This window comes from Ruegeria sp. H7 (assembly GCF_056532945.1).
In genome coordinates, this window is record NZ_JBQFNZ010000006.1 from 54,838 (window position 1) to 78,676 (window position 23,839).

The 23,839-nt window shown below is 59.5% G+C and carries 25 protein-coding genes and 1 riboswitch; of the genes, 19 read left to right on the forward strand and 6 right to left on the reverse strand.

Translation table 11 applies throughout. The features are described 5' to 3' along the window. Positions 1-897: a LysR family transcriptional regulator gene (locus tag ACR0AC_RS13695; RefSeq protein ID WP_480874112.1), complete on the reverse strand. Its 897-nt coding sequence runs from the start codon at positions 895-897 to the stop codon at positions 1-3. An 84-nt stretch (positions 898-981) separates the two neighbouring features. Between ACR0AC_RS13695 and ACR0AC_RS13700 the strand changes: the two genes are divergently transcribed. Continuing rightward, positions 982-1,779 carry a phytanoyl-CoA dioxygenase family protein gene (locus tag ACR0AC_RS13700; RefSeq protein ID WP_170623837.1) on the forward strand — a complete coding sequence of 266 codons (798 nt, stop codon included), beginning with the start codon at positions 982-984 and terminating at the stop codon, positions 1,777-1,779. Positions 1,780-1,849: 70 nt separating this feature from the next. On the opposite strand, the gene ACR0AC_RS13705 is transcribed toward ACR0AC_RS13700, so the two are convergent. Further along, the gene (locus tag ACR0AC_RS13705) at positions 1,850-2,713 is read right to left on the reverse strand and encodes a glycosyltransferase family 2 protein (protein WP_480874115.1); all 864 of its coding nucleotides are present in this window, start codon (positions 2,711-2,713) and stop codon (positions 1,850-1,852) included. Between the two features lie 122 nt (positions 2,714-2,835). On the opposite strand from ACR0AC_RS13705, the gene miaB reads away from it, so the two are divergent. From miaB to trmB, 8 genes are all read left to right on the forward strand, one after another. Next, positions 2,836-4,155, forward strand: coding sequence for a tRNA (N6-isopentenyl adenosine(37)-C2)-methylthiotransferase MiaB (gene miaB / locus ACR0AC_RS13710; RefSeq protein ID WP_170454444.1), 1,320 nt, complete (start codon positions 2,836-2,838; stop codon positions 4,153-4,155). Positions 4,156-4,339: 184 nt separating this feature from the next. Further along, a complete protein-coding gene (locus ACR0AC_RS13715; RefSeq protein ID WP_480580062.1) occupies positions 4,340-5,104 on the forward strand; it encodes an outer membrane protein in 765 nt (254 codons plus the stop codon). Between the two features lie 136 nt (positions 5,105-5,240). Then, positions 5,241-6,263 (forward strand): PhoH family protein, encoded by a 1,023-nt coding sequence (locus tag ACR0AC_RS13720; protein WP_170520443.1) that lies wholly within the window; start codon positions 5,241-5,243, stop codon positions 6,261-6,263. Between the two features lie 35 nt (positions 6,264-6,298). After that, positions 6,299-6,793: an rRNA maturation RNase YbeY gene (gene ybeY / locus ACR0AC_RS13725; protein ID WP_170454439.1), complete on the forward strand. Its 495-nt coding sequence runs from the start codon at positions 6,299-6,301 to the stop codon at positions 6,791-6,793. A 36-nt stretch (positions 6,794-6,829) separates the two neighbouring features. Then, entirely contained in the window at positions 6,830-7,717 is an 888-nt protein-coding gene (locus ACR0AC_RS13730; RefSeq protein ID WP_170454429.1) for a hemolysin family protein, read from the forward strand. Next, a complete protein-coding gene (gene lnt, locus ACR0AC_RS13735) occupies positions 7,714-9,237 on the forward strand; it encodes an apolipoprotein N-acyltransferase (protein ID WP_480874122.1) in 1,524 nt (507 codons plus the stop codon). The genes ACR0AC_RS13730 and lnt overlap by 4 nt, the downstream gene beginning before the upstream one ends. A gap of 21 nt (positions 9,238-9,258) precedes the next feature. Then, positions 9,259-9,307: riboswitch (SAM-SAH riboswitch) on the forward strand. Positions 9,308-9,312: 5 nt separating this feature from the next. After that, the gene (gene metK, locus ACR0AC_RS13740; RefSeq protein WP_170454425.1) at positions 9,313-10,494 is read left to right on the forward strand and encodes a methionine adenosyltransferase; all 1,182 of its coding nucleotides are present in this window, start codon (positions 9,313-9,315) and stop codon (positions 10,492-10,494) included. Positions 10,495-10,659: 165 nt separating this feature from the next. After that, entirely contained in the window at positions 10,660-11,370 is a 711-nt protein-coding gene (gene trmB, locus ACR0AC_RS13745) for a tRNA (guanine(46)-N(7))-methyltransferase TrmB (protein WP_170520452.1), read from the forward strand. On the opposite strand, the gene ACR0AC_RS13750 is transcribed toward trmB, so the two are convergent. Continuing rightward, positions 11,367-12,173, reverse strand: a complete 807-nt coding sequence (locus tag ACR0AC_RS13750; RefSeq protein WP_170520454.1) for a hypothetical protein — start codon at positions 12,171-12,173, stop codon at positions 11,367-11,369. The two genes, trmB and ACR0AC_RS13750, sit on opposite strands and share 4 nt — an antisense overlap. A gap of 191 nt (positions 12,174-12,364) precedes the next feature. Here ACR0AC_RS13750 and aroA point away from each other — a divergent pair, with 191 nt between their 5' ends. Continuing rightward, the gene (gene aroA / locus ACR0AC_RS13755) at positions 12,365-13,717 is read left to right on the forward strand and encodes a 3-phosphoshikimate 1-carboxyvinyltransferase (protein WP_170454419.1); all 1,353 of its coding nucleotides are present in this window, start codon (positions 12,365-12,367) and stop codon (positions 13,715-13,717) included. Between the two features lie 8 nt (positions 13,718-13,725). Then, a complete protein-coding gene (locus ACR0AC_RS13760; RefSeq protein ID WP_170454417.1) occupies positions 13,726-14,349 on the forward strand; it encodes a cytidylate kinase in 624 nt (207 codons plus the stop codon). A gap of 22 nt (positions 14,350-14,371) precedes the next feature. Here the strand turns inward: ACR0AC_RS13760 and ACR0AC_RS13765 are convergent, their stop codons facing one another. Further along, the gene (locus ACR0AC_RS13765) at positions 14,372-14,851 is read right to left on the reverse strand and encodes a YHS domain-containing (seleno)protein (RefSeq protein WP_170454416.1); all 480 of its coding nucleotides are present in this window, start codon (positions 14,849-14,851) and stop codon (positions 14,372-14,374) included. Between the two features lie 220 nt (positions 14,852-15,071). Here ACR0AC_RS13765 and ACR0AC_RS13770 point away from each other — a divergent pair, with 220 nt between their 5' ends. Continuing rightward, positions 15,072-15,587: a hypothetical protein gene (locus ACR0AC_RS13770; RefSeq protein WP_170454415.1), complete on the forward strand. Its 516-nt coding sequence runs from the start codon at positions 15,072-15,074 to the stop codon at positions 15,585-15,587. Between the two features lie 213 nt (positions 15,588-15,800). Continuing rightward, positions 15,801-17,486 (forward strand): tryptophan halogenase family protein, encoded by a 1,686-nt coding sequence (locus ACR0AC_RS13775; protein ID WP_170454413.1) that lies wholly within the window; start codon positions 15,801-15,803, stop codon positions 17,484-17,486. Between the two features lie 40 nt (positions 17,487-17,526). Here the strand turns inward: ACR0AC_RS13775 and ACR0AC_RS13780 are convergent, their stop codons facing one another. Then, the gene (locus tag ACR0AC_RS13780) at positions 17,527-17,934 is read right to left on the reverse strand and encodes a hypothetical protein (protein ID WP_170623827.1); all 408 of its coding nucleotides are present in this window, start codon (positions 17,932-17,934) and stop codon (positions 17,527-17,529) included. A 353-nt stretch (positions 17,935-18,287) separates the two neighbouring features. On the opposite strand from ACR0AC_RS13780, the gene rpsA reads away from it, so the two are divergent. From rpsA to trpB, 6 genes are all read left to right on the forward strand, one after another. After that, the gene (rpsA, locus tag ACR0AC_RS13785) at positions 18,288-19,964 is read left to right on the forward strand and encodes a 30S ribosomal protein S1 (RefSeq protein ID WP_170454410.1); all 1,677 of its coding nucleotides are present in this window, start codon (positions 18,288-18,290) and stop codon (positions 19,962-19,964) included. Positions 19,965-20,235: 271 nt separating this feature from the next. Further along, complete coding sequence (gene ihfB, locus ACR0AC_RS13790) at positions 20,236-20,520, forward strand: integration host factor subunit beta (RefSeq protein ID WP_050603110.1); 285 nt, start codon at positions 20,236-20,238, stop codon at positions 20,518-20,520. Positions 20,521-20,527: 7 nt separating this feature from the next. After that, on the forward strand, positions 20,528-20,878 hold the full coding sequence (locus ACR0AC_RS13795; protein ID WP_170454588.1) for a LapA family protein: 351 nt from the start codon (positions 20,528-20,530) through the stop codon (positions 20,876-20,878). Positions 20,879-20,888: 10 nt separating this feature from the next. Continuing rightward, positions 20,889-21,530 carry a phosphoribosylanthranilate isomerase gene (locus tag ACR0AC_RS13800; protein ID WP_480874129.1) on the forward strand — a complete coding sequence of 214 codons (642 nt, stop codon included), beginning with the start codon at positions 20,889-20,891 and terminating at the stop codon, positions 21,528-21,530. A 46-nt stretch (positions 21,531-21,576) separates the two neighbouring features. Beyond that, on the forward strand, positions 21,577-21,912 hold the full coding sequence (locus tag ACR0AC_RS13805) for a hypothetical protein (RefSeq protein WP_480580099.1): 336 nt from the start codon (positions 21,577-21,579) through the stop codon (positions 21,910-21,912). 69 nt (positions 21,913-21,981) lie between these two features. Continuing rightward, positions 21,982-23,229, forward strand: a complete 1,248-nt coding sequence (trpB, locus tag ACR0AC_RS13810) for a tryptophan synthase subunit beta (protein ID WP_170454406.1) — start codon at positions 21,982-21,984, stop codon at positions 23,227-23,229. A 224-nt stretch (positions 23,230-23,453) separates the two neighbouring features. On the opposite strand, the gene ACR0AC_RS13815 is transcribed toward trpB, so the two are convergent. Then, positions 23,454-23,831: a DUF2237 domain-containing protein gene (locus ACR0AC_RS13815; protein WP_170623822.1), complete on the reverse strand. Its 378-nt coding sequence runs from the start codon at positions 23,829-23,831 to the stop codon at positions 23,454-23,456. Between the last annotated feature and the right edge of the window lie 8 nt (positions 23,832-23,839).

A 23,839-nucleotide genomic window follows, 5' to 3' on the forward strand; every position in this document is an offset into this window, starting at 1 on the left:
CTAAAACGCCGTTAGTCTGTCCAGCAGGGTTTGCTCGGCCAGAGCGACTGTTGCATCGACCGGTCCTGTCCCGTGCCGGGCCAATACGACAGCCTCGGGCGCGTCTTTGTCTGTAATCGGAAGGCTGACCAAGGGCTTGGCGTCGTAGCTAAGCGCATTCGAAGGGCTGGCATAGCTGATCGCGATCCCCTCGCCATGTGCGGCAAGGCTGCGTTGAATCTCGAGCGTTGCGGCCCTGTGCGCGACCGTTGGGTTCAGCCCGTTTTGCCGGAACAGGGTCAGCACATGCTGCGCGGACAGGCCTTCCTTGGACAGAATAAGGGGGTCGCTTGCCAACCCTGCCAGCGACACAGTCCCAGCTGACGCCAGGGGATGATCCGGTGGGACAAGGGCGCAAGGCACAGAGTCGAACAGCTTTTGCCGGACGAAACCCGCATCCATGCCCAGATCATAGGTGATGGCAATGTCGATCTGCCCGTCGATGAGGCAGTCCTGCAATCCCTCGAAGCTTTCAACCCGGTAGGACACAGAAACATCCGGCATGACCGCCTTCAGGGCCTGCAACGCCGAGGCCAGATGGAAGGGTGCCAGATCGACGAAACAGCCCAACCTCAACTGGGATGAGCCCTGCGACACGGGCGAGGGGCCTTCGATTGCCGCCGCCGCGCTTACCAGCCCTTGTGCCTGTTCGATGAACCGGCGACCCTGCGGCGTCAAAGCCATGGCCGCCCCGCGCCTGCGGGTGAACAGAGGATAGCCAAGATGCGATTCGACCCGCGTCAGCGCAGTGGACAGAGCCGGTTGCGAGACATTGAGGGCCTGAGCTGCCGCAGACAGGCTGCCATGGCGCCCGATGGCGCAGACATATTCATACTGGCGCAATGAAATATATAACATCAGGTTATTTAAAACTTCCAAAGATATGATTTGAACAGAAGGCATGGTTGGCATTTAACCGTTGCAAACATCAAGGAGGTCGCCATGCCACATCCCCTCGTATCCAAAGAGATGATCGACACCTACCAGACCGACGGCGTCGTCCTGATAAAAGGGCTGTTTGCCGATCACGTGGATCAATTGCGCGACGGCGTGGCGGCGAACATGGCAGAGCCTGGGCCCTATGCCTCGGAGAACAGAAAAGAGGGTCAAACCGGCCTGTTCTTTGACGATTACTGCAACTGGACCCGAATTCCGCAGTTTCGCGAGGTGATTGAGAATTCTCCGGCGGCCGAAGTGGCGGCTGATCTGATGCAGTCGAACAGTGTGCAGATGTTCCACGATCATGTGCTGGTCAAAGAGCCCGGAACCTCGATGGCGACGCCCTGGCATCAGGACGGGCCGTATTACTTTGTCGAAGGGCAGCAGACCATCAGCTTCTGGTCGCCGCTGGACCCGGTGAAACAGGCCACGTTGCGTTGCGTTGCCGGATCGCATCGCTGGGAGAAAGAGGTTCTGCCGACCCGCTGGGTCAGTGAAGAGGGGTTCTTTCCGGATGAAGGCCAGTACATTCCCGTTCCCGATCCGGATGCCGAGGGCATGAAGGTTGTTGAGTTTGAGATGGAGCCGGGCGACGCCGTGGCCTTCAACTACCGCACGCTGCACGGTGCGCGTGGCAATCATTCGGACAGCCGCCGCAGGGCGTTCTCATTGCGGTTGGTTGGGGACGACGCGCGGTATGTGGACCGTCCGGGCCGGACCTCACCGCCATTTCCGGGGCATGACATGGTTCCGGGTCAGCGCCTGCGCGAGGATTGGTTCCCGGTCTTGCTGCAACGCTGATGGGGGGCTCTGCCCCCGCCGCGGCAAGCCGCGGCTCCCCCGGGATATTTTTGGCCAGATGAAGAGCGGATCAGAACCACTGGCCGGGCTCCATCAGACCCAGCTCCATCAACTGACCTGACCGCCATTGGAACGGAACCGAGTTGCGCCAGCGGAAGCTGGGGATGTCGAAGGTGGAGCCCGCATTGCTTTTCAGGGCTTTTGCAGCGCGGAACGAGCAGATCGCGGCCGTCAGGTTGTGATGCCAGGGGCAGGAATAGGTGTTGTGTTCGGGCTGGTTGAATGTGTGGTCCGGTTGAAGCGTTAGCTCTTCTTCGGCCTTGAACAGGGCGATTCTGTCGATGCGGCGTCGTTCATAGGGGATATGGTCCTCGAACCGCCAGCGCAGACCGCCGGACATGTCGAGTTGACGGTCGAGCGGTTGCCCCGTGGCGTCGTGGCGGGTGTGGGCATAGTAACCGGTACTGTCGAGCATGGCGCTGTTCGGGGCGACGCCATTGGGGAATTGCGTCAGATCATCCGCGTACAGGTCGATCACGTGACACAGCATCGACGCGCGGCGTTCCTCGGTATGGAAGGCCAGCATCTCGCCAATGCTGCGGGTTTCGCAGAACGGGTAGAACAGGTATTCGGCATTGTAGCAGTAATACAGCCAGATACCCGGCGCGGCCTTTGTGATGCGGTTGACCGTGTCGAAGACAACGGACCCCGGGGCGCATTTCAACGTAACGCGGTGCACCTGTTCGCTGATGGCCGCGCTCAGATCGAACTCGGCGGGCATGAAGGCGATCACGGATTTGAACCCCAGGCTCAGATGGTGGTGCAGCGTGCTTTCGACCTCGACCTCATCCTCGGCGAAGACAAGCGCGACGGGGCCTTTGCGCAGGGCGGACTGACCCGATTTCAGAAAGGTATCGAGGGATTCGTACTGCATCGCCTGTTTTCGTTCGCGCCTTGCTGGAAAGTTCCGCCAAATTCGGGTAATTGCGCCCGCATTGCAAGCGGCGTTCGAAGCATATAGATGACGCCGATCCAGCGACTGCAAAGGCCCGATCCATGTCCGAACCGAAAAAGCTGTTTATCAAGACCTATGGCTGTCAGATGAACGTCTATGACAGCGAGCGCATGGCCGAGACGCTGGGCGGGCAGGGTTATGTCGAGACCAAGTCGGCGGATGATGCGGATATGATTCTGCTGAACACCTGTCACATCCGGGAAAAGGCGGCCGAGAAAGTGTATTCCGAACTGGGTCGGTTCAAGGGCCTGAAGGCCGAGAAACCCGATCTGAAGATCGGCGTTGCCGGGTGCGTAGCGCAGGCCGAGGGCGAAGAGATCATGCGCCGTCAACCGCTGGTCGATCTGGTGGTTGGCCCGCAAAGCTATCACCGCTTGCCCGAGATGGAGGCCAAGACGCGTACCGGGGCCAAGGCGCTGGACACGGATTTCCCCGAAGAGGACAAGTTCGAGAAGCTGAAGAACCGCCCCAAGGCCAAGCGCGGCCCGACGGCGTTTTTGACAGTGCAGGAAGGCTGCGACAAGTTCTGTGCCTTTTGCGTCGTGCCCTATACCCGCGGGGCCGAGGTCAGCCGCCCGGCGGATCGTATCATCCGCGAAGCGCAGGATCTGGTGGAACGTGGGGTCCGCGAAATCACCCTGCTGGGTCAAAACGTCAACGCCTATCACGGGGCGGGCCAAAATGGCGACATGACGCTGGCGGGTTTGATCTGGGAGTTGAACAAGGTTGATGGGCTGAAGCGTATCCGCTTTACCACCTCGCACCCCAACGACATGGCGGATGATCTGATCGAGGCGCATGGCACCTGCGAGAAACTGATGCCGTATCTGCATTTGCCGGTTCAGTCGGGCTCCGACCGGATATTGAAACGGATGAACCGCAGCCACACGGCTGAAAGCTATCTGCGCCTGATCGAGCGTATCCGGGCGGCGCGTCCCGATATCGTTATGTCGGGTGACTTCATCGTCGGATTCCCGGAAGAAACCGAAGAGGATTTTCAGGCGACGCTGGATTTGGTTGAGCAGGTCAAATACGGCTATGCCTATTCGTTCAAATACTCGACCCGACCGGGTACTCCGGCGGCAGAGCGGGCGCAGGTGGATCCGGATGCGGCCGATGATCGTTTACAGCGCTTGCAGGCCTTGATCACGCGCCATCAACGCGAAATTCAGGATGCGATGGTGGGCCGGACGGTGCGTGTCCTGTTCGAAAAATCCGGGCGTCTTGACGGGCAGATGGTGGGTAAATCCGAGTATCTGCATTCGGTTCACGTCAAGGGCCCTGAAATAGCGGTTGGAGATCTGCGCGACGTTCGCATCACCGAATCGGGGGCAAATTCGCTGGCGGGTGAACTGCTTTAGGTTGACGATTATCCGTCGATGAATGGCCAATTGTGGTGTTTGTTTCCAAAATTTACCCTTGATTTATTGCTTGGAACTATGTTCCGACGAAGGTCAGATTTTTGACAGACGAATATGGAAGCGTCTTTCAATTGTCGTTGGGCGTCGAATCACAGGCCTTGTCGACGTGTGATGGAGGGTACGAGTGGAAGTTCTTAGGGCATTGAAAATACCGGGTCCCTGGCGTGTTTTGCCGGTGGCCTCGGTCGTGACCATTCTGGCCAGTGCGACCATGGCGGGGGATGTGATCGGGGATATCACCGAACCGGATGTGGTCAGCCCGTTGCGTTACAGCAGCGATGTCCAAGCGTTCTACCTTGGATTGGGGGCAGGTTACGGATCGGGCGGCGATGATCGCTTTGGCCTGAGGACCAGTACCGATGTTTTTGCGATTGGCGAACAGGACGTTAGCGGATCTTACGGTGAAATCCGCGGCGGTTGGCGGGGCGTTGTCCCGACAAGCCTGGGTCGAGACTATGTCTACGGGTTCGAGGTTGGCTACAATTTCGGCTCGTTGGACGACACTGTCTCAACGCAAATCGGCAGCGATACGGTGCGCGGCGGAACCGAGATTTCGAATGTGCTGTCCGTGCGCCTGCGAAATGGCCTGACCAACAAAAGCGGACGTATCCTGTATTTCGTGAGCGTTGGATATGTCTGGGGCGATATCGAAACCACCAGCAGTATCTCGTCCGAATTCGCCAGCCAGTCGTTTGAAGACTCGGACCGCCGTGGAGGATTCTCGGCCAGTATCGGGGCCGAGCATAAGTTGAACGACAATTGGTCGATCACCGGAGAGTATGAATATATCCGCTTCGACTCGCGCGATGTGGATCTCGGATCCGACTTTTCCACCAAATCCACGCCCGGATATCAGGGGCTGAAATTTGGCCTCAACTACACGTTCTGACACGGGTCCTTGATGTCCTTTCGTGCTGGCCGGTTGGCGGTTTTGTCATCCGAATCGGAATTTTTGAATCTGTGGCTTGCGCCCACCAAGATTTGTTGTCTACGCTCGGGGTGAAACGCCAAGACAGGAGAACGGATTGGCCATCGGTGCCCTGACCCCACCGCAAGATGAAATGCCCCAGCGCGAGGCGTTTGTAGAGTTTCCCGATAACCGTTTGTTGATTGATCTTTGCGGCGAATATGACCGCAATCTGACCGACATCGAACACAAGCTGTCCGTGCAGATCGTGCGCCGTGGCAACCAGTTGGTTGTGATGGGCGAAGAGGATGCTCAGAAGCAGGCGATTGAGGTTTTGCAGTCGCTTTATGCCCGTCTGGAGGGTGGCCGCGACGTCGAAGCCGCCGATGTGGACCGCGAATTGCGCATGGGCAATTCCGAACAGGGCACGGGCAGTCGCGACGGCGATCAGCTTGAGATGTTCAAGGGCGGCGCGGTTGAGATCAAGACGCGCAAGAAACTGGTCGAGCCGCGCACGGATGCGCAAAAAGCCTATGTGCAATCGCTGTTCAACAACGAATTGGCCTTTGGCATCGGGCCGGCGGGGACCGGCAAGACCTATCTGGCCGTGGCCGTTGGCGTGTCGATGTTCCTTGGGGGACACGTGGATCGCATCATCCTCAGCCGTCCTGCCGTCGAGGCGGGCGAAAAGCTGGGCTATCTGCCCGGCGATATGAAGGACAAGGTCGATCCCTATATGCAGCCGCTTTATGACGCGCTGAACGACTTCCTGCCGGGCAAGCAGCTGGCGAAACTGATCGAGGAAAAGCGAATCGAGATCGCTCCGCTGGCGTTCATGCGCGGTCGCACGCTGGCCAACGCCTTTGTGGTGCTGGATGAGGCGCAGAACGCCACGACGATGCAGATGAAGATGTTCCTGACGCGATTGGGCGAGGGCAGCCGCATGGTCATCACCGGCGACCGGTCGCAGGTCGATCTGCCGCGCGGCGTGCAATCGGGGCTGGCCGATGCCGAACGTCTGCTGAAGACCATTCCAAATATCAGTTTCAACTACTTCACGTCCAAGGATGTGGTGCGCCACCCGCTTGTCGCCGCCATTATCGAAGCGTATGAGGCCGATGCGGGCCGTGAGACAGGTTGATCCATGGCCCCGAAACGGGGCTTTGGGCTGACAATATGAACCTGGAAGTAACAATCGAAGATGCGCGTTGGCAGGGGCTGGAGGCGTTGACCAAGCCAGCAATTGCGGCGGTTCTGGAGTATTGCGCGTTGGACGCCGAAATCTGCGAGATCAGCGTTCTGGGCTGCGATGACGACCGCATCGCACAGCTCAACGCTGAGTTCCGGGGCAAACCCACGCCCACGAATGTGCTCAGCTGGCCCGCCGAGGATCTTGCCGCCGAGGAGCCGGGCGGCAAACCCGACCGGCCCGATCCGGATTTCACTGGCGAAATTGCGTTGGGCGACATCGCGATCTCATATGACACCTGCGCGCGCGAGGCTGCCGAGGCGGGGAAATCCACAGATGATCACGTGACACATCTGATCATTCACGGAATGTTGCATTTGCTGGGCTATGATCACATTCGTGACCCGGATGCCACCTTGATGGAGGCTGTTGAGGTCGAGATACTTGGCAAACTGGGTATCGATAACCCATATAATGGATGAAGCGGGTACTTTCACCCGGACAATTGGAACAGGAAAATGGGCGACACAGACGGCAGTTCTAGGGCGGCGCACAGCGCGCAACCACAGGACAGCACCACGGAAATAGCTGAGAGAAGCGGTTTCTTTTCTCGGATTTTTGACGCGTTTACCGGTCAGGACGAAGATCAGGAAAGTTCTGTCAACGGCCAGCAGGTCGCGGCCCATCAGCCCCGAGGCATGATCAACCTGCGCCGGATGCGGGTCGAAGACGTTGCGATCCCCACGGCCGAGATCATCTCGGTTCCCTCGACAACCACCAAGGACGAGTTGGCGCAGCTGTTCCGCGAAAGCGGCCTGTCACGCATACCGGTCTATGAAGGGACGTTGGACACGCCGCTTGGGTTTGTTCACCTCAAGGATTTCGCGCTGACGCATGGGTTCAACGGCGGATCGGCCGAGTTCGATCTGGTGTCAATGCTGCGCACCTTGCTTTTTGTGCCGCCGTCGATGCCGATCGGTGTGCTGATGACCAAGATGCAAACCGAACGCCGCCACATGGCGCTTGTGATCGATGAATATGGCGGCGTCGATGGTCTGGTCACCATCGAGGATCTGATCGAACAGGTCGTGGGTGAGATCGCCGACGAGCATGACGCCGACGAAGATCAGCTATGGGTTCAGGAAAAGCCTGGCTGCTACATCGTTCAGGCCCGCGTGCCGCTTGAGGATTTCGAGGCCGAGATCGGCCGGTCCCTGACCAGCCACGAGGATGTGGACGAGGAAGAAATCGACACTTTGGGCGGTCTTGTGTTCCTGCTGTCGGGTCGCGTGCCTGCGCGGGGCGAGGTCGTCCTGCACCCAGAAGGCCCCGAGTTCGAGGTTCTGGACGCCGATCCCCGGCGCATCAAACGCCTGCGTGTCATGCTGCCGGACGTGACTGCATGACCCCTGTCCGGGGCTGGCCCTTCAGCCTGAGATTTGTTGCAGCCGCCGCGATGGGGGCGCTGGGCGCATTTGGTCTGGCCCCTTTCGGGTACTGGGTCGCCACTCTGCTGGCTTTTGTGCTGATAGCTCCGCTGTTCCTGTCATCTGAAACCCGTGCTCGTGCGGCTTGGTTGGGCTGGGCTTTTGCGACCGGATATTTCGCCCATGCTCTAAGCTGGATTATCGAGCCGTTTCAGGTAGATGCAGAACGCCACGCCTGGATGGCCCCTTTCGCCCTTGTCTTCATGGCGGGTGGGTTGGCGCTGTTTTGGGCGGCGGCGTTCTGGGTCTCGCACGGGCGCGGGACCGCAATGCGACAGGCCCTGTTTTTGGCTTTGGCCCTGTCGCTTGCCGAGTTTGCGCGGGGATATGTGCTGACCGGATTTCCTTGGGCTGGACTGGCTCAGGTCTGGATCGATACGCCTGCAGCGCAGCTTTTGTCCTTGATTGGGCCTTACGGTCTGGGGGCGCTGATGCTGATGGTGACGCTTCCTGTTGGTGCGGCGCTGACGGGCCAGCGAACCGGGCGTGGGTTTCTTGTACCCGCCGTTTTTGTTGTGGCAAGCGTTGCGTTGACACTGGGCTATGCCGGTTCAAGGCCATCTGTTCTGAACACCGAAAACACAGTGCGGCTGGTCCAGCCAAACGCGCCTCAGCACCAGAAATGGGACCCGGCCTATGCGCCCTTGTTCTTCATGCGGCAGATCGAGTTCACCGCGGCCGAGCCGCGGCCCGATCTGATCGTTTGGCCGGAAACCGCGGTTCCCGCATGGCTCAGCAGCGCCGATCCATATCTCGAAGCCATTGCCGATGCGGCGCAGGGCACGCCCGTCGTGCTGGGCATTCAGCGCGGCGACGGCCCGCGGATCTATAACTCGATGATCTATCTCGATGAGGTCGGCGCGCGGACAGGGCTCTATGACAAGCACCATCTTGCCCCGTTTGGGGAATACATCCCGTTTGGCGATCTGCTCGGCCAGTTCGGCATTCACGGTCTGGCTGCAACGACGGGCCACGGCTTCAGCGCGGGTCCGGGGCCAGAGCTGTTGGACATTGGCGCCTTGGGCCGTGCCGTGCCGCTGATCTGTTACGAGGCCGTGTTCCCGCAGGACGTCAACGACGCGCCGGGGCGGGCGGATTTCCTGTTGCAGATCACCAATGATGCGTGGTTCGGCACCCGGTCCGGCCCCTACCAGCATTTGGTGCAGGCTCGTATGCGCGCCATTGAACAAGGCCTGCCCCTGATGCGCGCCGCCAATACCGGAGTGTCGGCGATGATCGACCCGCTGGGTCGGGTTACCGCGTCCTTGCCCTTGGGTGAGGCGGGCTATGTCGATGCCGTTTTGCCACAACCGCAGGCTCAGACCATTTATTCCCAAATCGGGGATAAAGCTGTCTTTGTCGCGCTTTTGTTGCTTTTTGCCGGTGTCTTGGCCTTTGCCCGCAGGGGGCGATCTGAATTACCGATTGACCCGGTTTAACAAGGCGCGTATCCCCGCAAAAGCCTGTCACAACGGCTTCCTGGCGTGACAGAGAAATCTTAATGGAGCACTTTTATGTCCAGACAGAACTATACATTTACTTCGGAATCGGTTTCCGAAGGGCACCCGGATAAGGTTTGCGACCGGATCTCGGATGCCGTCCTTGACGCATTTCTGAATGAAGAACCCGAAGCACGCGTGGCGTGCGAAACCTTTGCGACCACGGATCGTGTCGTGATTGGTGGCGAAGTAGGTCTGTCTGATCAGGAAAAGCTGCACGACTATATGGGCCGCATCGACGAGATCGCACGCGCCTGTATCAAGGATATCGGCTACGAGCAGGACAAGTTCCACCACGAAACGGTCGAGGTGACGAACCTGCTGCACGAACAATCGGCCCATATCGCGCAGGGCGTGGATGCCTCGGGCGATAAGGACGAAGGTGCTGGTGATCAGGGCATCATGTTCGGTTACGCAACGACCGAAACGCCCGCGCTGATGCCCGCGCCGATCCAGTATTCGCACGCGATCCTGCGGCGTCTGGCCGAGGTGCGTAAAAACGGGTCCGAGCCTGCGCTGGGCCCTGACGCCAAATCGCAGCTGTCGGTTGTGTATCGCGACGGTAAACCGGTTGGCGTCAGCTCGATCGTGCTGTCGACCCAGCATCTGGACGAGGCGCTAAGCTCTGCCGACATCCGCGCCATTGTTGAGCCTTACATTCGCGAAACTCTGCCCGAAGGCTGGTTGACCAACGAAACCGAATGGCACGTGAACCCCACAGGTAAGTTCGTGATCGGCGGCCCCGATGGCGATGCCGGTCTGACCGGGCGCAAGATCATCGTGGACACCTATGGCGGCGCGGCCCCGCATGGCGGCGGCGCGTTCTCGGGCAAAGACCCGACCAAAGTGGACCGCTCGGCTGCATATGCGGCCCGTTATCTGGCGAAGAACGTAGTTGCCGCGGGTATGGCCGAACGCTGCACCATTCAGCTCAGCTATGCGATTGGCGTATCCAAGCCTTTGTCGATCTACGCGGACACGCATGGTACAGGGCAAATCTCGGATGCCGAGATTGAGCAGGCCGTCGGGCAGGTCATGGACCTGACCCCACGCGGTATTCGCCAGCATCTGCAACTGAACAAGCCGATCTACCAGCGTACCGCAGCCTATGGCCATTTCGGGCGCACACCTGATGCTGATGGCGGTTTCAGCTGGGAACGGACCGACCTGACGGATGCGTTGAAAGCGGCGGTCTGACTTTCTGCTATCAAAAGGTGCGCCCTGACGGGCGCGCTCTTCTTTTTTTGAAATATCTCGGCGGTCGCTATTGGTTGCGCCATTGGTCCGAGAAACCAAGGGCGACGGGCTTGCCCCCACCTCTGCCTCTTGCCACTCGTGAGTTGTCACAGTAAGGCGACCGCCATGAGCACCGAGACCCCCCAACGCCCCCGCAGAAACTTCTATGGCCGCTTCAAGGGCAAGACCCTGAAGCAGAGCCAGAAGACGTATCTGAACGAAGACCTTGACGCTTTGTCGCCGGGCGCAGTGGATTGGGACAGCAATCCCGAACGCCACCCGCTGGACCTTGACGCCCTGTTCGGCGGAAAGGAGGTCTGGCTTGAGGTCGGCTTTGGCGGGGGTGAGCATCTGGTGCATCAGGCCGCAAGCAATCCGGATATCGGGATCATCGGGGCCGAGCCCTATATCAACGGCGTCGCCATGTTGCTGGGCAAGATCCGTCAGGCCGGGGTTGAAAACCTGGCCGTACATCCCGGCGATGCCCGCGACCTGTTCGACGTTTTGCCTAAGGCGAGTATCTCACGCGCCTTCCTGCTGTATCCTGACCCCTGGCCCAAAACGCGGCATCACCGCCGCCGCTTTGTCACGCCCGAGCATCTGGAACCTCTGGCCCGCGCCCTGAAGCCGGGGTCGATCTTCCGGGTTGCGACCGACATTCCCGATTATGTTCGCCAGACGCTTGAGGAAGTCCCCCGCGCAGGGTTCGAATGGCTGGCCGAGCGCCCCTCGGACTGGCGCGAGCCGTGGGACGACTGGATTTCCACCCGGTACGAACAGAAGGCGCTGCGCGAAGGGCGTACGCCCCACTATCTGACGTTCCGTCGACTGGGTTAGCTGTCGTTCAGCGCAGGGAATGCACGCCCTTTGGCAAACCATGCGATCCCAAAGGCCCATAAGGCGATGGCCTCGACAAAGAAGGTCAGGTTCAGGCTGTTCCACCATTTAAGGAAACCCGGCCCGCCGATTTCGCCTTTGATCGCCAGCACCGCGACGCAGGCCAGAATGGTTAATCCGCAAATGCTGTAAAGCTTGTTGCGCCGCCGCTTGCTGTCGATCATCACGCCGTCCTTCTCGTGCCGTTGCGGGATGACCCGTTTCAGCACGATCAGACAGTAGAGACCCAGATAGACGAACAGAATGCCTGCGGCGATCATGTGCCAGTTGCTGGCGGTGCTGAACAGGTTGAAAAAGCCTTGATCCGGTGCCTGGCCGACCTTGATGGGCGGGGCGTTTTTGACCTCGACAAAGACGCGCGACAGGAATGTCTGATGGCTTTCGCAGCCGCTGTCTAATGTGGGGACTGAGGCAACGATAAAAGCGCCGAACCCGGCGACGCTGCTCAGCGTGTCCTCAAAGAATGTATCACCTGTATAGGCGATCAGGAATCCACCAACGAAATAAAGCAACCCGACAAAGATCGCCCCCAGAAACTGGGCATAGTAGAAATGGCTGATACTGTCGCGAAAGCAGCTGCCGCCAAAGATTGCTCCGCCGGCCAGAATCAACGGTAGGCCGAAGGCAACGAGGCCGACAAGGAAAGCCAGCCTTTGCTCAATCTTGCTTTCAGGGCGCAGTGGATCTTTGGGGTGAAACAGGTCTCGGGGCCCTCGGGCCATCAGGGGTAAGGCGTCGGCCATGGCGTGTTCCTTCAATGTCAGGTTCAACAATCAATCAAATCGAATGGCGGTATTGTAGCACCGAAGCGGCGTTTCTCACAGAATTAGCCGTTCGCCGGACCAAAGCGGCGTTTTGCGGGACCTTTGACGCTGGACCAACCGGTCCCAATTCGCTAAGCGGCTTGGGCACTGATAGCGCAAAAGGAGCCCCCATGTCCGGACACGGTACGCCCATTCCGATGACTTCGCATCCCTGCGGTCCGCTGACCGGTACTGCCGAAGTCCCCGGCGACAAGTCGATCTCGCACCGGTCCTTGATTTTGGGCGCGATGGCGGTTGGTGAGACAAGGATCTCGGGCCTTCTGGAGGGCGAGGACGTTCTGGACACCGCCAAGGCCATGCGCGCCTTCGGGGCCGAGGTGACAGATCACGGCGGCGGCGAATGGACCGTTCACGGTGTGGGTGTCGGCGGTTTTGCCGAACCCGATCAGGTGATCGACTGCGGCAACTCGGGCACCGGCGTGCGGCTGATCATGGGTGCGATGGCGACCTGCCCGATCACGGCGACCTTCACTGGCGATGCCAGCCTGAACAAACGGCCGATGGCGCGGGTTACGGATCCTCTGGCGCTGTTCGGGGCGCAATCGGTGGGCCGTTCGGGTGGGCGTTTGCCGATGACCATCGTGGGCGCGGCAGAGCCTGTGCCGGTGCGCTATGAGGTTCCCGTGCCTTCGGCGCAGGTGAAGTCGGCTGTTCTGTTGGCCGGTCTGAACGCGCCCGGCAAAACCGTGGTGATCGAGCAAGAGGCCACGCGCGACCATTCCGAACGGATGCTGGCGGGCTTCGGGGCCGAAATCACGGTTGAGGACACCGATGAGGGGCGGGTCATCACCCTGACCGGTCGCCCCGAGTTGAAACCGCAGGTCATTGCCGTGCCGCGTGATCCCTCCAGCGCGGCCTTCCCCGTCTGCGCGGCGCTGATCACGCCCGGCTCGGACGTGCTGGTTCCGGGCATCGGCCTGAACCCGACCCGCGCGGGCCTGTTCACCACGCTGCGCGAAATGGGTGCGGACCTGACCTATGAGAATGAGCGTGAAGAGGGCGGCGAACCGGTTGCCGATCTGCGCGCGAAATACTCTCCGAATATGCAGGGGATTGAAGTTCCGCCCGAGCGCGCGGCGTCGATGATCGACGAATACCCGGTGTTGTCCGTCGTTGCGGCCAACGCCACCGGCACCACCATGATGGGCGGCGTGAAAGAGCTGCGCGTCAAGGAAAGCGATCGGATCGACGCGATGGCGCGCGGCTTGCGGGCCAACGGCGTCACGGTGAACGAAGGCGACGACTGGTGGTCGGTTGAGGGGCTGGGCATTGGCAACACCCCCGGCGGCGGCACCTGTGAAAGCTTTCTGGATCACCGCATTGCAATGTCCTTCATGATCCTTGGGATGGGCGCCAAGAGCCCTGTGACGGTGGATGATGCGGGCCCGATTGCGACCTCGTTCCCGATCTTCGAGCCTTTGATGGCGCGCCTTGGGGCGCAGCTTGTCAGAAACAATCGGTAAGTCGGACAATGACAAGCAGTTTCACCGTTGCGATTGATGGTCCGGCTGCGGCGGGCAAGGGCACAGTATCAAAGGCCGTCGCGGCGCATTTCGGGTTTGCGCATCTGGATACGGGGCTTCTGTACCGCGCGGTTGGCCGCCGTACGCTGCAAGGTGTGGAAGCTGTGGAAGCGGCGCAGTCCCTGACGGCAGAAGAACTGGATCAGGGTGATCTGCGCACGGCAGAAATCGCTCAGGCCGCGTCCAAAGTGGCTGTGATCCCCGAGGTACGAGCCGCATTGGTTGATTTCCAGCGTGCCTTTGCCCGGCGGGCAGGGGGGGCGGTTCTAGACGGACGCGACATTGGTACCGTGATTTGCCCGCAGGCCGAGGTGAAACTGTTCGTCACCGCCAGCCCCGAGGTGCGGGCGGAACGGCGGTTTCTGGAACTTCACGCCAAAGGGGCCGACGTGACGCGGGCACAGGTGCTTGAGGATGTGCGCGAGCGCGATGCCCGCGACGCCGAACGCAGCACAGCCCCGATGAAAGCGGCGGATGATGCCGTTCTTCTGGATACGTCCGACCTGAGCATCGACGAAGCCCTGGCCGAGGCGCTTGCGGTGATAACAAAGAAACTGCCCGCGACACGGTAGCGACGCGGGCAGATCGGTCAGATTACAACTCGCCCACGGCGATGCTTTGAATCTTTGACCACTGATCGTCAGCAGTTTTCGCCGTTCCCGCAACATCTTTCAGGAAGGCGGCGCGGGTTTCGGCGTTCAGGAACAGATACAGCTTGCCATCTGCGACCAGATATTGATCCGGGTCGCCGTCGAACTTCTTGCCGACCGAAACACCAAACGAGCAGAAGCCACCATGTTGTGGCAGGAAGGCGGCTGGGTTGGCCTCGAACGCTTCGCGGTTTGCGGCGGTGGTAAAGTAGTAGGACGCCCCGTCATAGGTGGCGGAATGGGTCGCAAAACCTTCGACCGGGTTGCCGTCATTGACCAGCGCAACAAGGTCGACTCCGTGGGCGGCCAATGGCGCTCCGGCGGCGGAGATGCCGTTGGACACATTGATTTCATCTGCCGCAAAAGCGGGTGCGGCGGCCAGCGGCAGGGTTGCGATCAGAGAGGTCAAAACAAGTTTCTTCATGGTGTAGTCCTTTTCATTTTCTGTTTCGGGCCGAACCGGGTGTCGGCCTGTGAAACAGACATAGAGGCGGGGTTTTGAACGCGTTATCGCAGGAAGGTCCGCGTTTCTTGCAGATCGTTCAAACCTGCAGGCCTTGCATAAAATCCTGTTCACTAAGCTTTGTTTGGTCAGGGTCTGTCGCAGCGCCTATGGTTGGCTGGACACTTGCAGGAGATTGATCATGATCCGCCTCGCCCTTGCGCTGATGTTACTGGCCGGAAGTCTTGCCGCCCAAGAGGCTGAGCCTCCGATGGATTATGAAAGGCTGGGCAAAATCCTGTTTGCCCTGGACCCCGAGGCGCAACCGATTGGGCCAGGGTTTCAGCTTACGATCTCGGACGTGCCGGTTCTGGTTGTCACCGATGTCAGCACCAACCGGATGCGTGCGATGGTGGCGGTTCGCAGTGCCGATGAGCTGTCGAAAGAGGAACTTCACCGCATGATGCAGGCCAATTTCGACACCGCCCTTGATGCCCGTTACGCGATTGCCAACGGAACCGTTTGGGCGACGTTCATCCACCCGCTTGCATCCTTGCAGAAAGACCAGCTGATCTCGGGTCTGGCGCAGACGGTGAATATCGCCGCAACCTATGGCACATCCTATACCGGTGGCGCGATTCAATTCGGTGGCGGCGACAGCGATGAGTTGCAGCGGCAGCTGATCGAGGACTTGCTGAAGAAGGGCGAGGAAATCTAGGGGTTTACGTTGAACTTGATGCCTGCCGCTTGCAGCATTCACCGGTCCGGGCGGTGTTGGAACCCCCAACAAAATATAGCGTCATAGACCCTAGCTGGACACAAGAAAGATGCTATAGTCTCCCATAGCAAAAAAGGGACAGCTGCTACAAAAACCCCAAACAATAAGGGGTAGCAGCCATAAAATCCCCCAAGCCAACAGGGACAGAAATACATGAACAATCGTTTGCGCAAGATCACCATCGTGGGTGGCGGCACGGCGGGATGGATGACCGCGCTTATCCTCGAAATGGTGCTTTCCCGCACATCCGCCCCCAAAGACCGCCCGCGCATCTGCCTGATCGAAAGCCCCAATATCTCGACCGTGGGTGTGGGCGAGGCGACAGTACCGCGCATGCCGGTCACACTGCGTCAGGCGGGTATTTCCGAGCGTGACTTTTTCCGTGAAACCAATGCCTCGTTCAAGCTGGGCGTGAAGTTCTGCAACTGGAACAAAGACGCCAAGGGCAATCGGATCGACTACGTAAACCCCTTTGCCCATGGGCAGTTGCTTGAGGGGTTGGAGGCCGCCGAGTATTTCCTGCGTTTTGGCAATGGGGATCGGGACTTTACGCAATCGATCTCACCTCATGACGATCTGGCCCGTCTGTGCAAAGGCGCGCGGGCCTTGGGGCAGCCGGAATTCGAGCAGCGCTTTGGCTATGCCTATCATCTGGATGCCGTGAAATTTGCAGGCATGCTGACTAAGGTCTGCACCAAGCGCGGCGTCGAACATATTCAGGATGAGGTGCAGGCGGTCGAACTGGACGAGCAGGGCAATGTCAGCCACCTGATGCTGGAACGCAAGGGCCGCCATGACGTCGAGATGGTCATAGATTGCACCGGCTTCCGCGGATTGATCATCAATCAGGCCCTCGGCGAGCCGTTCAAGGACTACTCTGAATACCTGCCGAATGATCGCGCCATGGCGTTGCAGGTCGAACATCCCGATCCGGAAAAGATCGAAAGCGTCACGCGGTCGACTGCATTGGGTGCGGGCTGGACGTGGCGGGTGCCGCTCTATAACCGTGTGGGCACCGGATATGTGTATTCGTCGGCGCATCGGACCGATGATCAGGCGGCGGATGAATACCTTGAATGGCTGGGCGACAGCGGCAAAGGTCTGACGCCGCGCGTCATCCCGATGCGCGTCGGGCGCGTGCGCAATGCCTGGGTCAAGAACTGCGTCGCTATCGGCTTGTCCGGTGGATTCATCGAGCCGCTGGAAAGCACCGCGATCCACATGATCGACCACGCCGTCCGCTGGTTTGCCGAGCATCTGCCCACGCGGGACATCGAGCCGCAGTTGCGCGACAGATACAATCGGCAGGTGAACAAGCTGTATGACGAGGTTCTGGATTTCATCTGTCTGCACTACCGGTTGGGCAACCGCACGGATGATCAATATTGGATCGACGCGCGCACCGAGATGAAAATCCCGGATCGACTGGCCGAGAATCTGGAACTGTGGCAGCACCGCCTGCCGATGGAACACGATATCGAGTTTGCAACGCTTTTCAATTTCCGCGTCTATCAGACGGTGCTTTTGGGCAAACAGGTCTATGACACGGGATATGGCACCGGCATTCGGGATCGTATTCGTCCGTTGAAAAAGCCGATCTGGTTCCAGTGGTGGAAGGGCGCGAAAGTGGACCTTGCGCAGATCCTCAAGACGATGCCGGACCACAAGACCCTGCTGCGCGATATCCGGGGTGAGCTGAAGCGACCTGCCTTTGACAAGGCCGTTGCGGCGAAACCTACAGTGGCGATGCCCGGTACGGCTCCGGCGCCGCTGGTGGTGCAGAACATGCCGAACCTTGCCGAGATTCAACGCGGCGAGAAGGACTTGCAGTTGTTCTAGCAAGCCCTTCGGGTGCGCGAAAAACCAAGATGGTGACGGTTTACGCCGGTACAGGCACCGGCGTCCGCTCACCCAGCAGATAGCGGATCACATCGATGTAGTCGAAGGCAAGCGAGATCACGATTGTCAGCAGGGCGAAGCGGATGATCCACCGGGGCGGCGTCGGCATATCGGCGCGGGCCTGCTGGAACCACAGGTAAATGGCCAGCGGTGTCCAGAACGGGATATGGCCCAGCCCCATCAGCCGCACATACCCCATCTGGGTGAAGATAAACTTGACCCCCAGCGCCGCCAGCACGGTGCCGACGACCGTGACAACCGCAACAAGGCGCGATTGCCGCCAGATCAGCAGCGCAAAGGGTAGGATAAAGGCCCCGAGGGTCAGGATTTTCATCCAGATCTGAATCCACTGTGGCTGCTGTGAAACGATAAGGTCGAACTCTCCCATGGGGCGACGGCTCCGTGTCTTGTTGTGATTGACCGTCAGGTGCCGTGTCCCGCCAGCGGGGGCAACCGGACACGCGCGGCATCAAGTAATTGTGAAACCGGCAAGTTCGGGCATGTCTTCGGGCGCAGATGGCTTTCGACTTGCGGGACCGGACCCAACCCGCTATAGAGCACCCGTCTTAACACGGGCGGTCAACGTCCGGATGACGTATCTGAGCAGGGCCGGGTCACCTCGGCCCTTTGTGTTTGTGTAATCGGATGCGCCCCGGATCACGCCTGAAGGCACCATCAAACAAGACCGGCGGAGACAACCGCTCGGCCAGCAAAAACGTATGTAAAGGAAAACAACGCCACATGGCTAACGCATCCATGGAGGAATTCGAAGCCCTCCTGAATGAAAGCTTCGAAATGGACACACCCGAAGAGGGTTCTGTTGTCAAAGGCAAGGTTCTGGCGATCGAAGCCGGCCAAGCCATCATCGACGTCGGCTACAAAATGGAAGGCCGCGTTGATCTGAAAGAATTCGCAAATCCCGGCGAAGCCCCTGAAATCGCTGTAGGTGACGAGGTCGAAGTTTACCTGCGCGCCGCAGAAAACGCCCGTGGCGAAGCCGTCATCTCGCGCGAGATGGCTCGCCGTGAAGAGGCATGGGACCGTCTGGAAAAAGCATATGCCGACGACCAGCGCGTCGAAGGTGCAATCTTTGGTCGCGTCAAAGGTGGCTTCACCGTCGATCTGGGTGGCGCAGTTGCGTTCCTGCCCGGCTCGCAGGTTGACGTCCGCCCCGTGCGCGACGCTGGCCCGCTGATGGGTCTGAAGCAGCCGTTCCAGATTCTGAAAATGGACCGCCGCCGTGGCAACATCGTTGTGTCGCGCCGCGCAATCCTGGAAGAATCGCGTGCCGAACAGCGTGCCGAGGTTATCGGCAACCTGTCCGAAGGTCAGACCGTCGAGGGTGTCGTCAAGAACATCACCGAATACGGTGCATTTGTTGACCTGGGCGGCGTTGACGGCCTGCTGCACGTCACCGACATGGCATGGCGTCGTGTCAACCACCCGTCCGAGATCCTGACGATCGGCGAAACCATCAAGGTTCAGGTCATCAAGATCAACAAAGAGACCCACCGCATCAGCCTGGGCATGAAGCAGCTGCAGGAAGATCCGTGGGATCTGGTTGCTGCGAAATACCCGCTGGGCTCGGTTCATCAGGGTCGCGTCACCAACATCACCGATTACGGCGCGTTCGTCGAGCTGGAAGCCGGTGTCGAAGGTCTGGTGCACGTGTCCGAGATGTCCTGGACCAAGAAAAACGTCCACCCCGGCAAGATCGTTTCGACCAGCCAGGAAGTCGACGTTATGGTTCTGGAAATCGACGGCGCCAAGCGTCGCGTGTCTCTGGGCCTGAAGCAGACCATGCGCAACCCGTGGGAAGTGTTTGCAGAAACCCACCCCGAGGGCACCGAGGTCGAAGGCGAAGTCAAGAACATCACCGAATTCGGTCTGTTCATTGGCCTCGAAGGCGACATCGACGGCATGGTTCACCTGTCCGACCTGTCCTGGGACGAGCGTGGCGAGGATGCGATCCAGAACTACCGCAAGGGCGACGTCGTTCAGGCGGTTGTCTCGGAAGTGGACGTCGAGAAAGAGCGTATCTCGCTGTCGATCAAAGCCCTGGGCGGTGACAAGTTCGCCGAAGCCGTGGGCGGCGTGAAGCGTGGCTCGGTCATCACTGTCGAAGTGACTGCTATCGAAGATGGCGGCATCGAGGTCGAATACGAAGGCATGAAGTCCTTCATCCGCCGTTCGGACCTGAGCCGTGACCGTGCCGAACAGCGCCCCGAGCGTTTCTCGGTCGGTGACAAGGTCGACGTTCGCGTCACCAACGTTGACAGCAAGACCCGCCGTCTGGGCCTGTCGATCAAGGCACGCGAGATCGCCGAAGAGAAAGAGGCCGTGGAACAGTACGGTTCTTCCGACTCGGGCGCATCGCTGGGCGATATCCTGGGTGCAGCGCTGAAATCGGGCGACTAAGCCCGGGCGCAGTCCCAATCATGAATTACGGCCTCGCGCACCCGCGCGGGGCCGTTTTTGTTGCGAATCAATATGTTCCGATTCATCGGCTTATTCGGGGTATCGCTCGCGCATTAAGTGTGGAAAACGGGAAAACTGGCAAAAAATCGCGTGAGTCCGCGCCAAATTCCCATGCCTTCGCCCATAGTTTGCTTTCCCCTGATCCGGCTTTTTCCCTATACTGTCAGAACAGTAGACCTGTCACACCGGCCGCCTGGGAGGGGTAGTACGAATGATCCGTTCAGAATTGATTCAGAAGATTGCCGACGAAAATCCACATCTTTATCAGCGTGACGTCGAGCGGATCGTGAACACCGTATTTGAGGAAGTGACAGATGCCATGGCCCGCGGCGACCGGGTCGAGCTGCGCGGATTTGGTGCATTTTCTGTGAAAAAGCGCGATGCCCGTGTCGGGCGAAACCCCCGCACCGGTGAGACCGTTCAGGTCGAAGAAAAATGTGTACCATTTTTCAAGACGGGTAAGTTGCTAAGGGACCGATTGAACGGTAAAGCCTGACCCCATGATGCGCTACCTTCGATATGCTTTTCTCGGGACCCTGGGGATCATCCTGATTTCGGTGTCTCTGGCCAATGTTCAATCGGTTGAACTCAAGCTGATGCCTGACGCTCTGGCCGAATTGCTGGGGTTCAATCTGACCACCACTTTGCCCTTGTTTCTGGTGGTGCTGGGTGGCGTTGTGGCCGGTCTGGTCATCGGGTTCCTGTGGGAATGGCTGCGCGAGCACAAGCATCGCAAGGACGCGACCGTGAAAAAAGGCGAAGTCCGCAAGCTTGAGCGTGAAGTCAAGAAGCTGAAGAAAAAGCAGAACGAAGGCAAAGACGAAGTTCTGGCCATTCTGGACGAAGCCAGCTAAGGCGCACCCAATGTCCGATGTAAGGTTCAAGATCTGCGGCTTGTCCGCCCCTGAACATGTGCGCGCTGCGGCCGAGGCCGGGGCGGGCTATGTTGGGTTTGTGTTTTTTTCCAAATCGCCCCGTAATGTGACGGCAGCAGACGCAGCCGTATTGGCGCATCAGGTTCCGGCAGGCGTCGCAAAAGTGGCCTTGGTCGTCAACGCGACGGATGAGGAATTGGACGCCATTACCTCGACCGTCCCGCTGGACATGCTGCAACTGCATGGCAAGGAAAGCCCCGACCGCGTGGCGCAGGTGCGTACCCGCTACGGCCTGCCTGTGATGAAAGCCATTGGCGTGGCCGAGGCCGAGGATCTGGCCGCGATTGACCTGTTTTCGGATGTGGCCGACCAACTGCTGATCGATGCCAAACCGCCCCGCAATGCAGAGCTTCCCGGCGGCAACGGGTTGGCCTTTGATTGGCGCTTGCTGGCCGGTCGCAAATACTGGCGGCGTCCCTGGATGCTGGCCGGCGGCCTGACGCCTGAAAACGTGGCAGAGGCTGTTCGCATGACCGGTGCGCAGCAGGTCGATGTTTCATCCGGCGTTGAATCGGCCCCGGGCGAAAAGGACGCGGCCCTGATCAAAGCCTTCGCAGCCGCGCTGGGGTGATCTGATCCGCGCCTTGTTTCGTATCTCCTGCAAGGGGAGATGGAACATGCTGGCAGCCATTGGCGGTATTTCGCTGAAACATTGGTACAACGCGCCCGAGTTCTTCTGGCGCACGCGACAGGCGTTGCATCAGGCCAAGGGCGACCCGCTATGCGTCCATGCGGACGTGTTCCATCAGGCGGGCCTCTATTTCTCGCTCAGCGTCTGGCAGGATATCGAGGCGATGCTGACCTTCGCGCAATCCGGCCCGCATCGCCGCGTGATGCTGGCGGCTGACCGGCTGGCAAATGTGAACCGGTTTTATCACTTTCCTTGCATTGGCGTACCGACGCCCCAGCAGGCCGTGGACGTTTGGCAGCAGTACACAGATCGCGCGTCATGATGCGTTTTGCCCATGGCAAATCCCGCCGCCACCTCCTATGAACAACGGGTACGACGAGTGGAGACACCCATGGCCAACGATCTTTTCAACTCTTTCATGTCCGGCCCCGATGAACAGGGGCGTTTCGGTATCTTCGGCGGACGGTTCGTCAGTGAAACGCTGATGCCCCTGATCCTGTCGCTGGAAGAGGAATACAACAAGGCCAAGGATGATCCGACCTTCTGGGCCGAGATGGATGATCTGTGGGCCAATTATGTGGGCCGCCCCTCGCCGCTGTATTACGCCGAACGCCTGACCGAGCATCTGGGCGGCGCGAAGATCTACCTGAAACGTGACGAGCTGAACCACACCGGCGCACACAAGATCAACAACGTGCTGGGCCAGATCATTCTGGCACGCCGTATGGGCAAGACCCGGATCATCGCCGAAACCGGGGCAGGGCAGCACGGCGTTGCCACCGCCACCGTCTGCGCCAAGTTCGGCCTGAAATGCATCGTCTACATGGGTGCCCATGACGTACAGCGTCAGGCCCCGAACGTGTTCCGCATGCGTCTGCTGGGGGCCGAGGTGATCCCGGTGACAAGCGGCAGAGGAACGCTGAAAGACGCGATGAACGACGCGTTGCGGGATTGGGTAACCAATGTGCGCGACACGTTCTACTGCATCGGCACCGTCGCTGGCCCTCACCCCTATCCGGCAATGGTCCGTGACTTCCAGTCGATCATCGGCAAGGAAGCCAAAGAGCAGATGATGAAGGCCGAGGGCCGTCTGCCTGACACGATCATCGCCGCCATTGGCGGTGGTTCGAACGCGATGGGCCTGTTCTATCCGTTCCTCGACGACAAAGAGGTCAATATCATCGGCGTCGAGGCCGGCGGTAAGGGCGTGAACGAGAAGATGGAACACTGCGCCTCTTTGACCGGTGGTCGCCCCGGTGTGCTGCACGGCAACCGCACCTATCTGTTGCAGGATGACGATGGCCAGATCCTCGAAGGTTATTCGATCTCTGCCGGGCTGGATTACCCGGGTATCGGGCCCGAACACTCGTGGCTGAATGATATTGGTCGCGCAAACTATGTCGCAATCACCGACAAAGAAGCGCTGGAGGCGTTCCAGCTGTGCTGCGCCACCGAAGGTATCATTCCGGCGCTTGAGCCCAGCCATGCGCTGGCCCATGTGATGAAAATCGCGCCCGATCTGCCCAAAGATCACCTGATCTGCATGAACATGTGCGGTCGCGGGGACAAGGATGTGCAGACCGTTGCGAAGTACCTGAACTTCGACATGTCAGACACCGAAGGCCGCACGGCGGACTAAGCGCTGAAACCTTCGAACGGATAGAACCGGCCCACATGTGGGGGCCGGTTTTTCTTTGTCCTTCGTGCTGAGCGGTCTCTAGCCCTTCGAATTACGCGGTGCCAAACGGACCTAAAAACGGTTCATTGCGATAAAGCTCAGGTGCTCCCTCGTAAGTTCTCGGGGTGCGTTGGCTTATCGGGTCGTGGCGGGCTGTGGTCTTTGATGCCGAATTTCAGGTGGCGTCAGTCGGTCTTGGTGGAGTGTTGACGCAATATGTCCAGCGGCACAATCTCCAGCGCCCGATGATGCGTGGCCTCAAGATGCACCTGCGGGGCGCAGCCCTCGTCATGGGCTTGCAGGAACCGACCCGCGCACAGGCACCAGCTATCGCCGGGTTTGAGGCCGGGAAAATCGAATTCGGGACGTGGGGTGCTTAAATCGTTTCCGACATATTTCGAATAGGCCAGAAACTCGGCGGTCATCACGGCGCAGACCGTATGGCTGCCCTGATCCTCGGGACAGGTGTTGCAGGCCCCATCGCGGAAGAACCCGGTCAGGGGATCGCGCGAGCAGGGGGCGAGAACGCCCCCCAACACATTGATGCTGTCCTGCTTTTGCATGGACCTAC

Excerpts from the sequence above, each read along its gene's own strand:
- ACR0AC_RS13780 (WP_170623827.1), bottom strand. The coding sequence starts at position 17,934 with ATGGGAGAGTTCGACCTTATCGTTTCACAGCAGCCACAGTGGATTCAG.
- ACR0AC_RS13775 (WP_170454413.1), top strand. The coding sequence starts at position 15,801 with ATGAACAATCGTTTGCGCAAGATCACCATCGTGGGTGGCGGCACGGCG.
- ACR0AC_RS13700 (WP_170623837.1), top strand. The coding sequence starts at position 982 with ATGCCACATCCCCTCGTATCCAAAGAGATGATCGACACCTACCAGACC.
- trpB (WP_170454406.1), top strand. The coding sequence starts at position 21,982 with ATGGCCAACGATCTTTTCAACTCTTTCATGTCCGGCCCCGATGAACAG.
- miaB (WP_170454444.1), top strand. The coding sequence starts at position 2,836 with ATGTCCGAACCGAAAAAGCTGTTTATCAAGACCTATGGCTGTCAGATG.
- ACR0AC_RS13770 (WP_170454415.1), top strand. The coding sequence starts at position 15,072 with ATGATCCGCCTCGCCCTTGCGCTGATGTTACTGGCCGGAAGTCTTGCC.
- ihfB (WP_050603110.1), top strand. The coding sequence starts at position 20,236 with ATGATCCGTTCAGAATTGATTCAGAAGATTGCCGACGAAAATCCACAT.
- ACR0AC_RS13805 (WP_480580099.1), top strand. The coding sequence starts at position 21,577 with ATGCTGGCAGCCATTGGCGGTATTTCGCTGAAACATTGGTACAACGCG.
- trmB (WP_170520452.1), top strand. The coding sequence starts at position 10,660 with ATGAGCACCGAGACCCCCCAACGCCCCCGCAGAAACTTCTATGGCCGC.
- lnt (WP_480874122.1), top strand. The coding sequence starts at position 7,714 with ATGACCCCTGTCCGGGGCTGGCCCTTCAGCCTGAGATTTGTTGCAGCC.
- ACR0AC_RS13730 (WP_170454429.1), top strand. The coding sequence starts at position 6,830 with ATGGGCGACACAGACGGCAGTTCTAGGGCGGCGCACAGCGCGCAACCA.
- ACR0AC_RS13800 (WP_480874129.1), top strand. The coding sequence starts at position 20,889 with ATGTCCGATGTAAGGTTCAAGATCTGCGGCTTGTCCGCCCCTGAACAT.
- aroA (WP_170454419.1), top strand. The coding sequence starts at position 12,365 with ATGTCCGGACACGGTACGCCCATTCCGATGACTTCGCATCCCTGCGGT.
- rpsA (WP_170454410.1), top strand. The coding sequence starts at position 18,288 with ATGGCTAACGCATCCATGGAGGAATTCGAAGCCCTCCTGAATGAAAGC.
- ACR0AC_RS13750 (WP_170520454.1), bottom strand. The coding sequence starts at position 12,173 with ATGGCCGACGCCTTACCCCTGATGGCCCGAGGGCCCCGAGACCTGTTT.
- ACR0AC_RS13760 (WP_170454417.1), top strand. The coding sequence starts at position 13,726 with ATGACAAGCAGTTTCACCGTTGCGATTGATGGTCCGGCTGCGGCGGGC.
- ACR0AC_RS13765 (WP_170454416.1), bottom strand. The coding sequence starts at position 14,851 with ATGAAGAAACTTGTTTTGACCTCTCTGATCGCAACCCTGCCGCTGGCC.
- ACR0AC_RS13695 (WP_480874112.1), bottom strand. The coding sequence starts at position 897 with ATGTTATATATTTCATTGCGCCAGTATGAATATGTCTGCGCCATCGGG.
- metK (WP_170454425.1), top strand. The coding sequence starts at position 9,313 with ATGTCCAGACAGAACTATACATTTACTTCGGAATCGGTTTCCGAAGGG.
- ACR0AC_RS13705 (WP_480874115.1), bottom strand. The coding sequence starts at position 2,713 with ATGCAGTACGAATCCCTCGATACCTTTCTGAAATCGGGTCAGTCCGCC.
- ACR0AC_RS13795 (WP_170454588.1), top strand. The coding sequence starts at position 20,528 with ATGCGCTACCTTCGATATGCTTTTCTCGGGACCCTGGGGATCATCCTG.
- ACR0AC_RS13815 (WP_170623822.1), bottom strand. The coding sequence starts at position 23,831 with ATGCAAAAGCAGGACAGCATCAATGTGTTGGGGGGCGTTCTCGCCCCC.
- ybeY (WP_170454439.1), top strand. The coding sequence starts at position 6,299 with ATGAACCTGGAAGTAACAATCGAAGATGCGCGTTGGCAGGGGCTGGAG.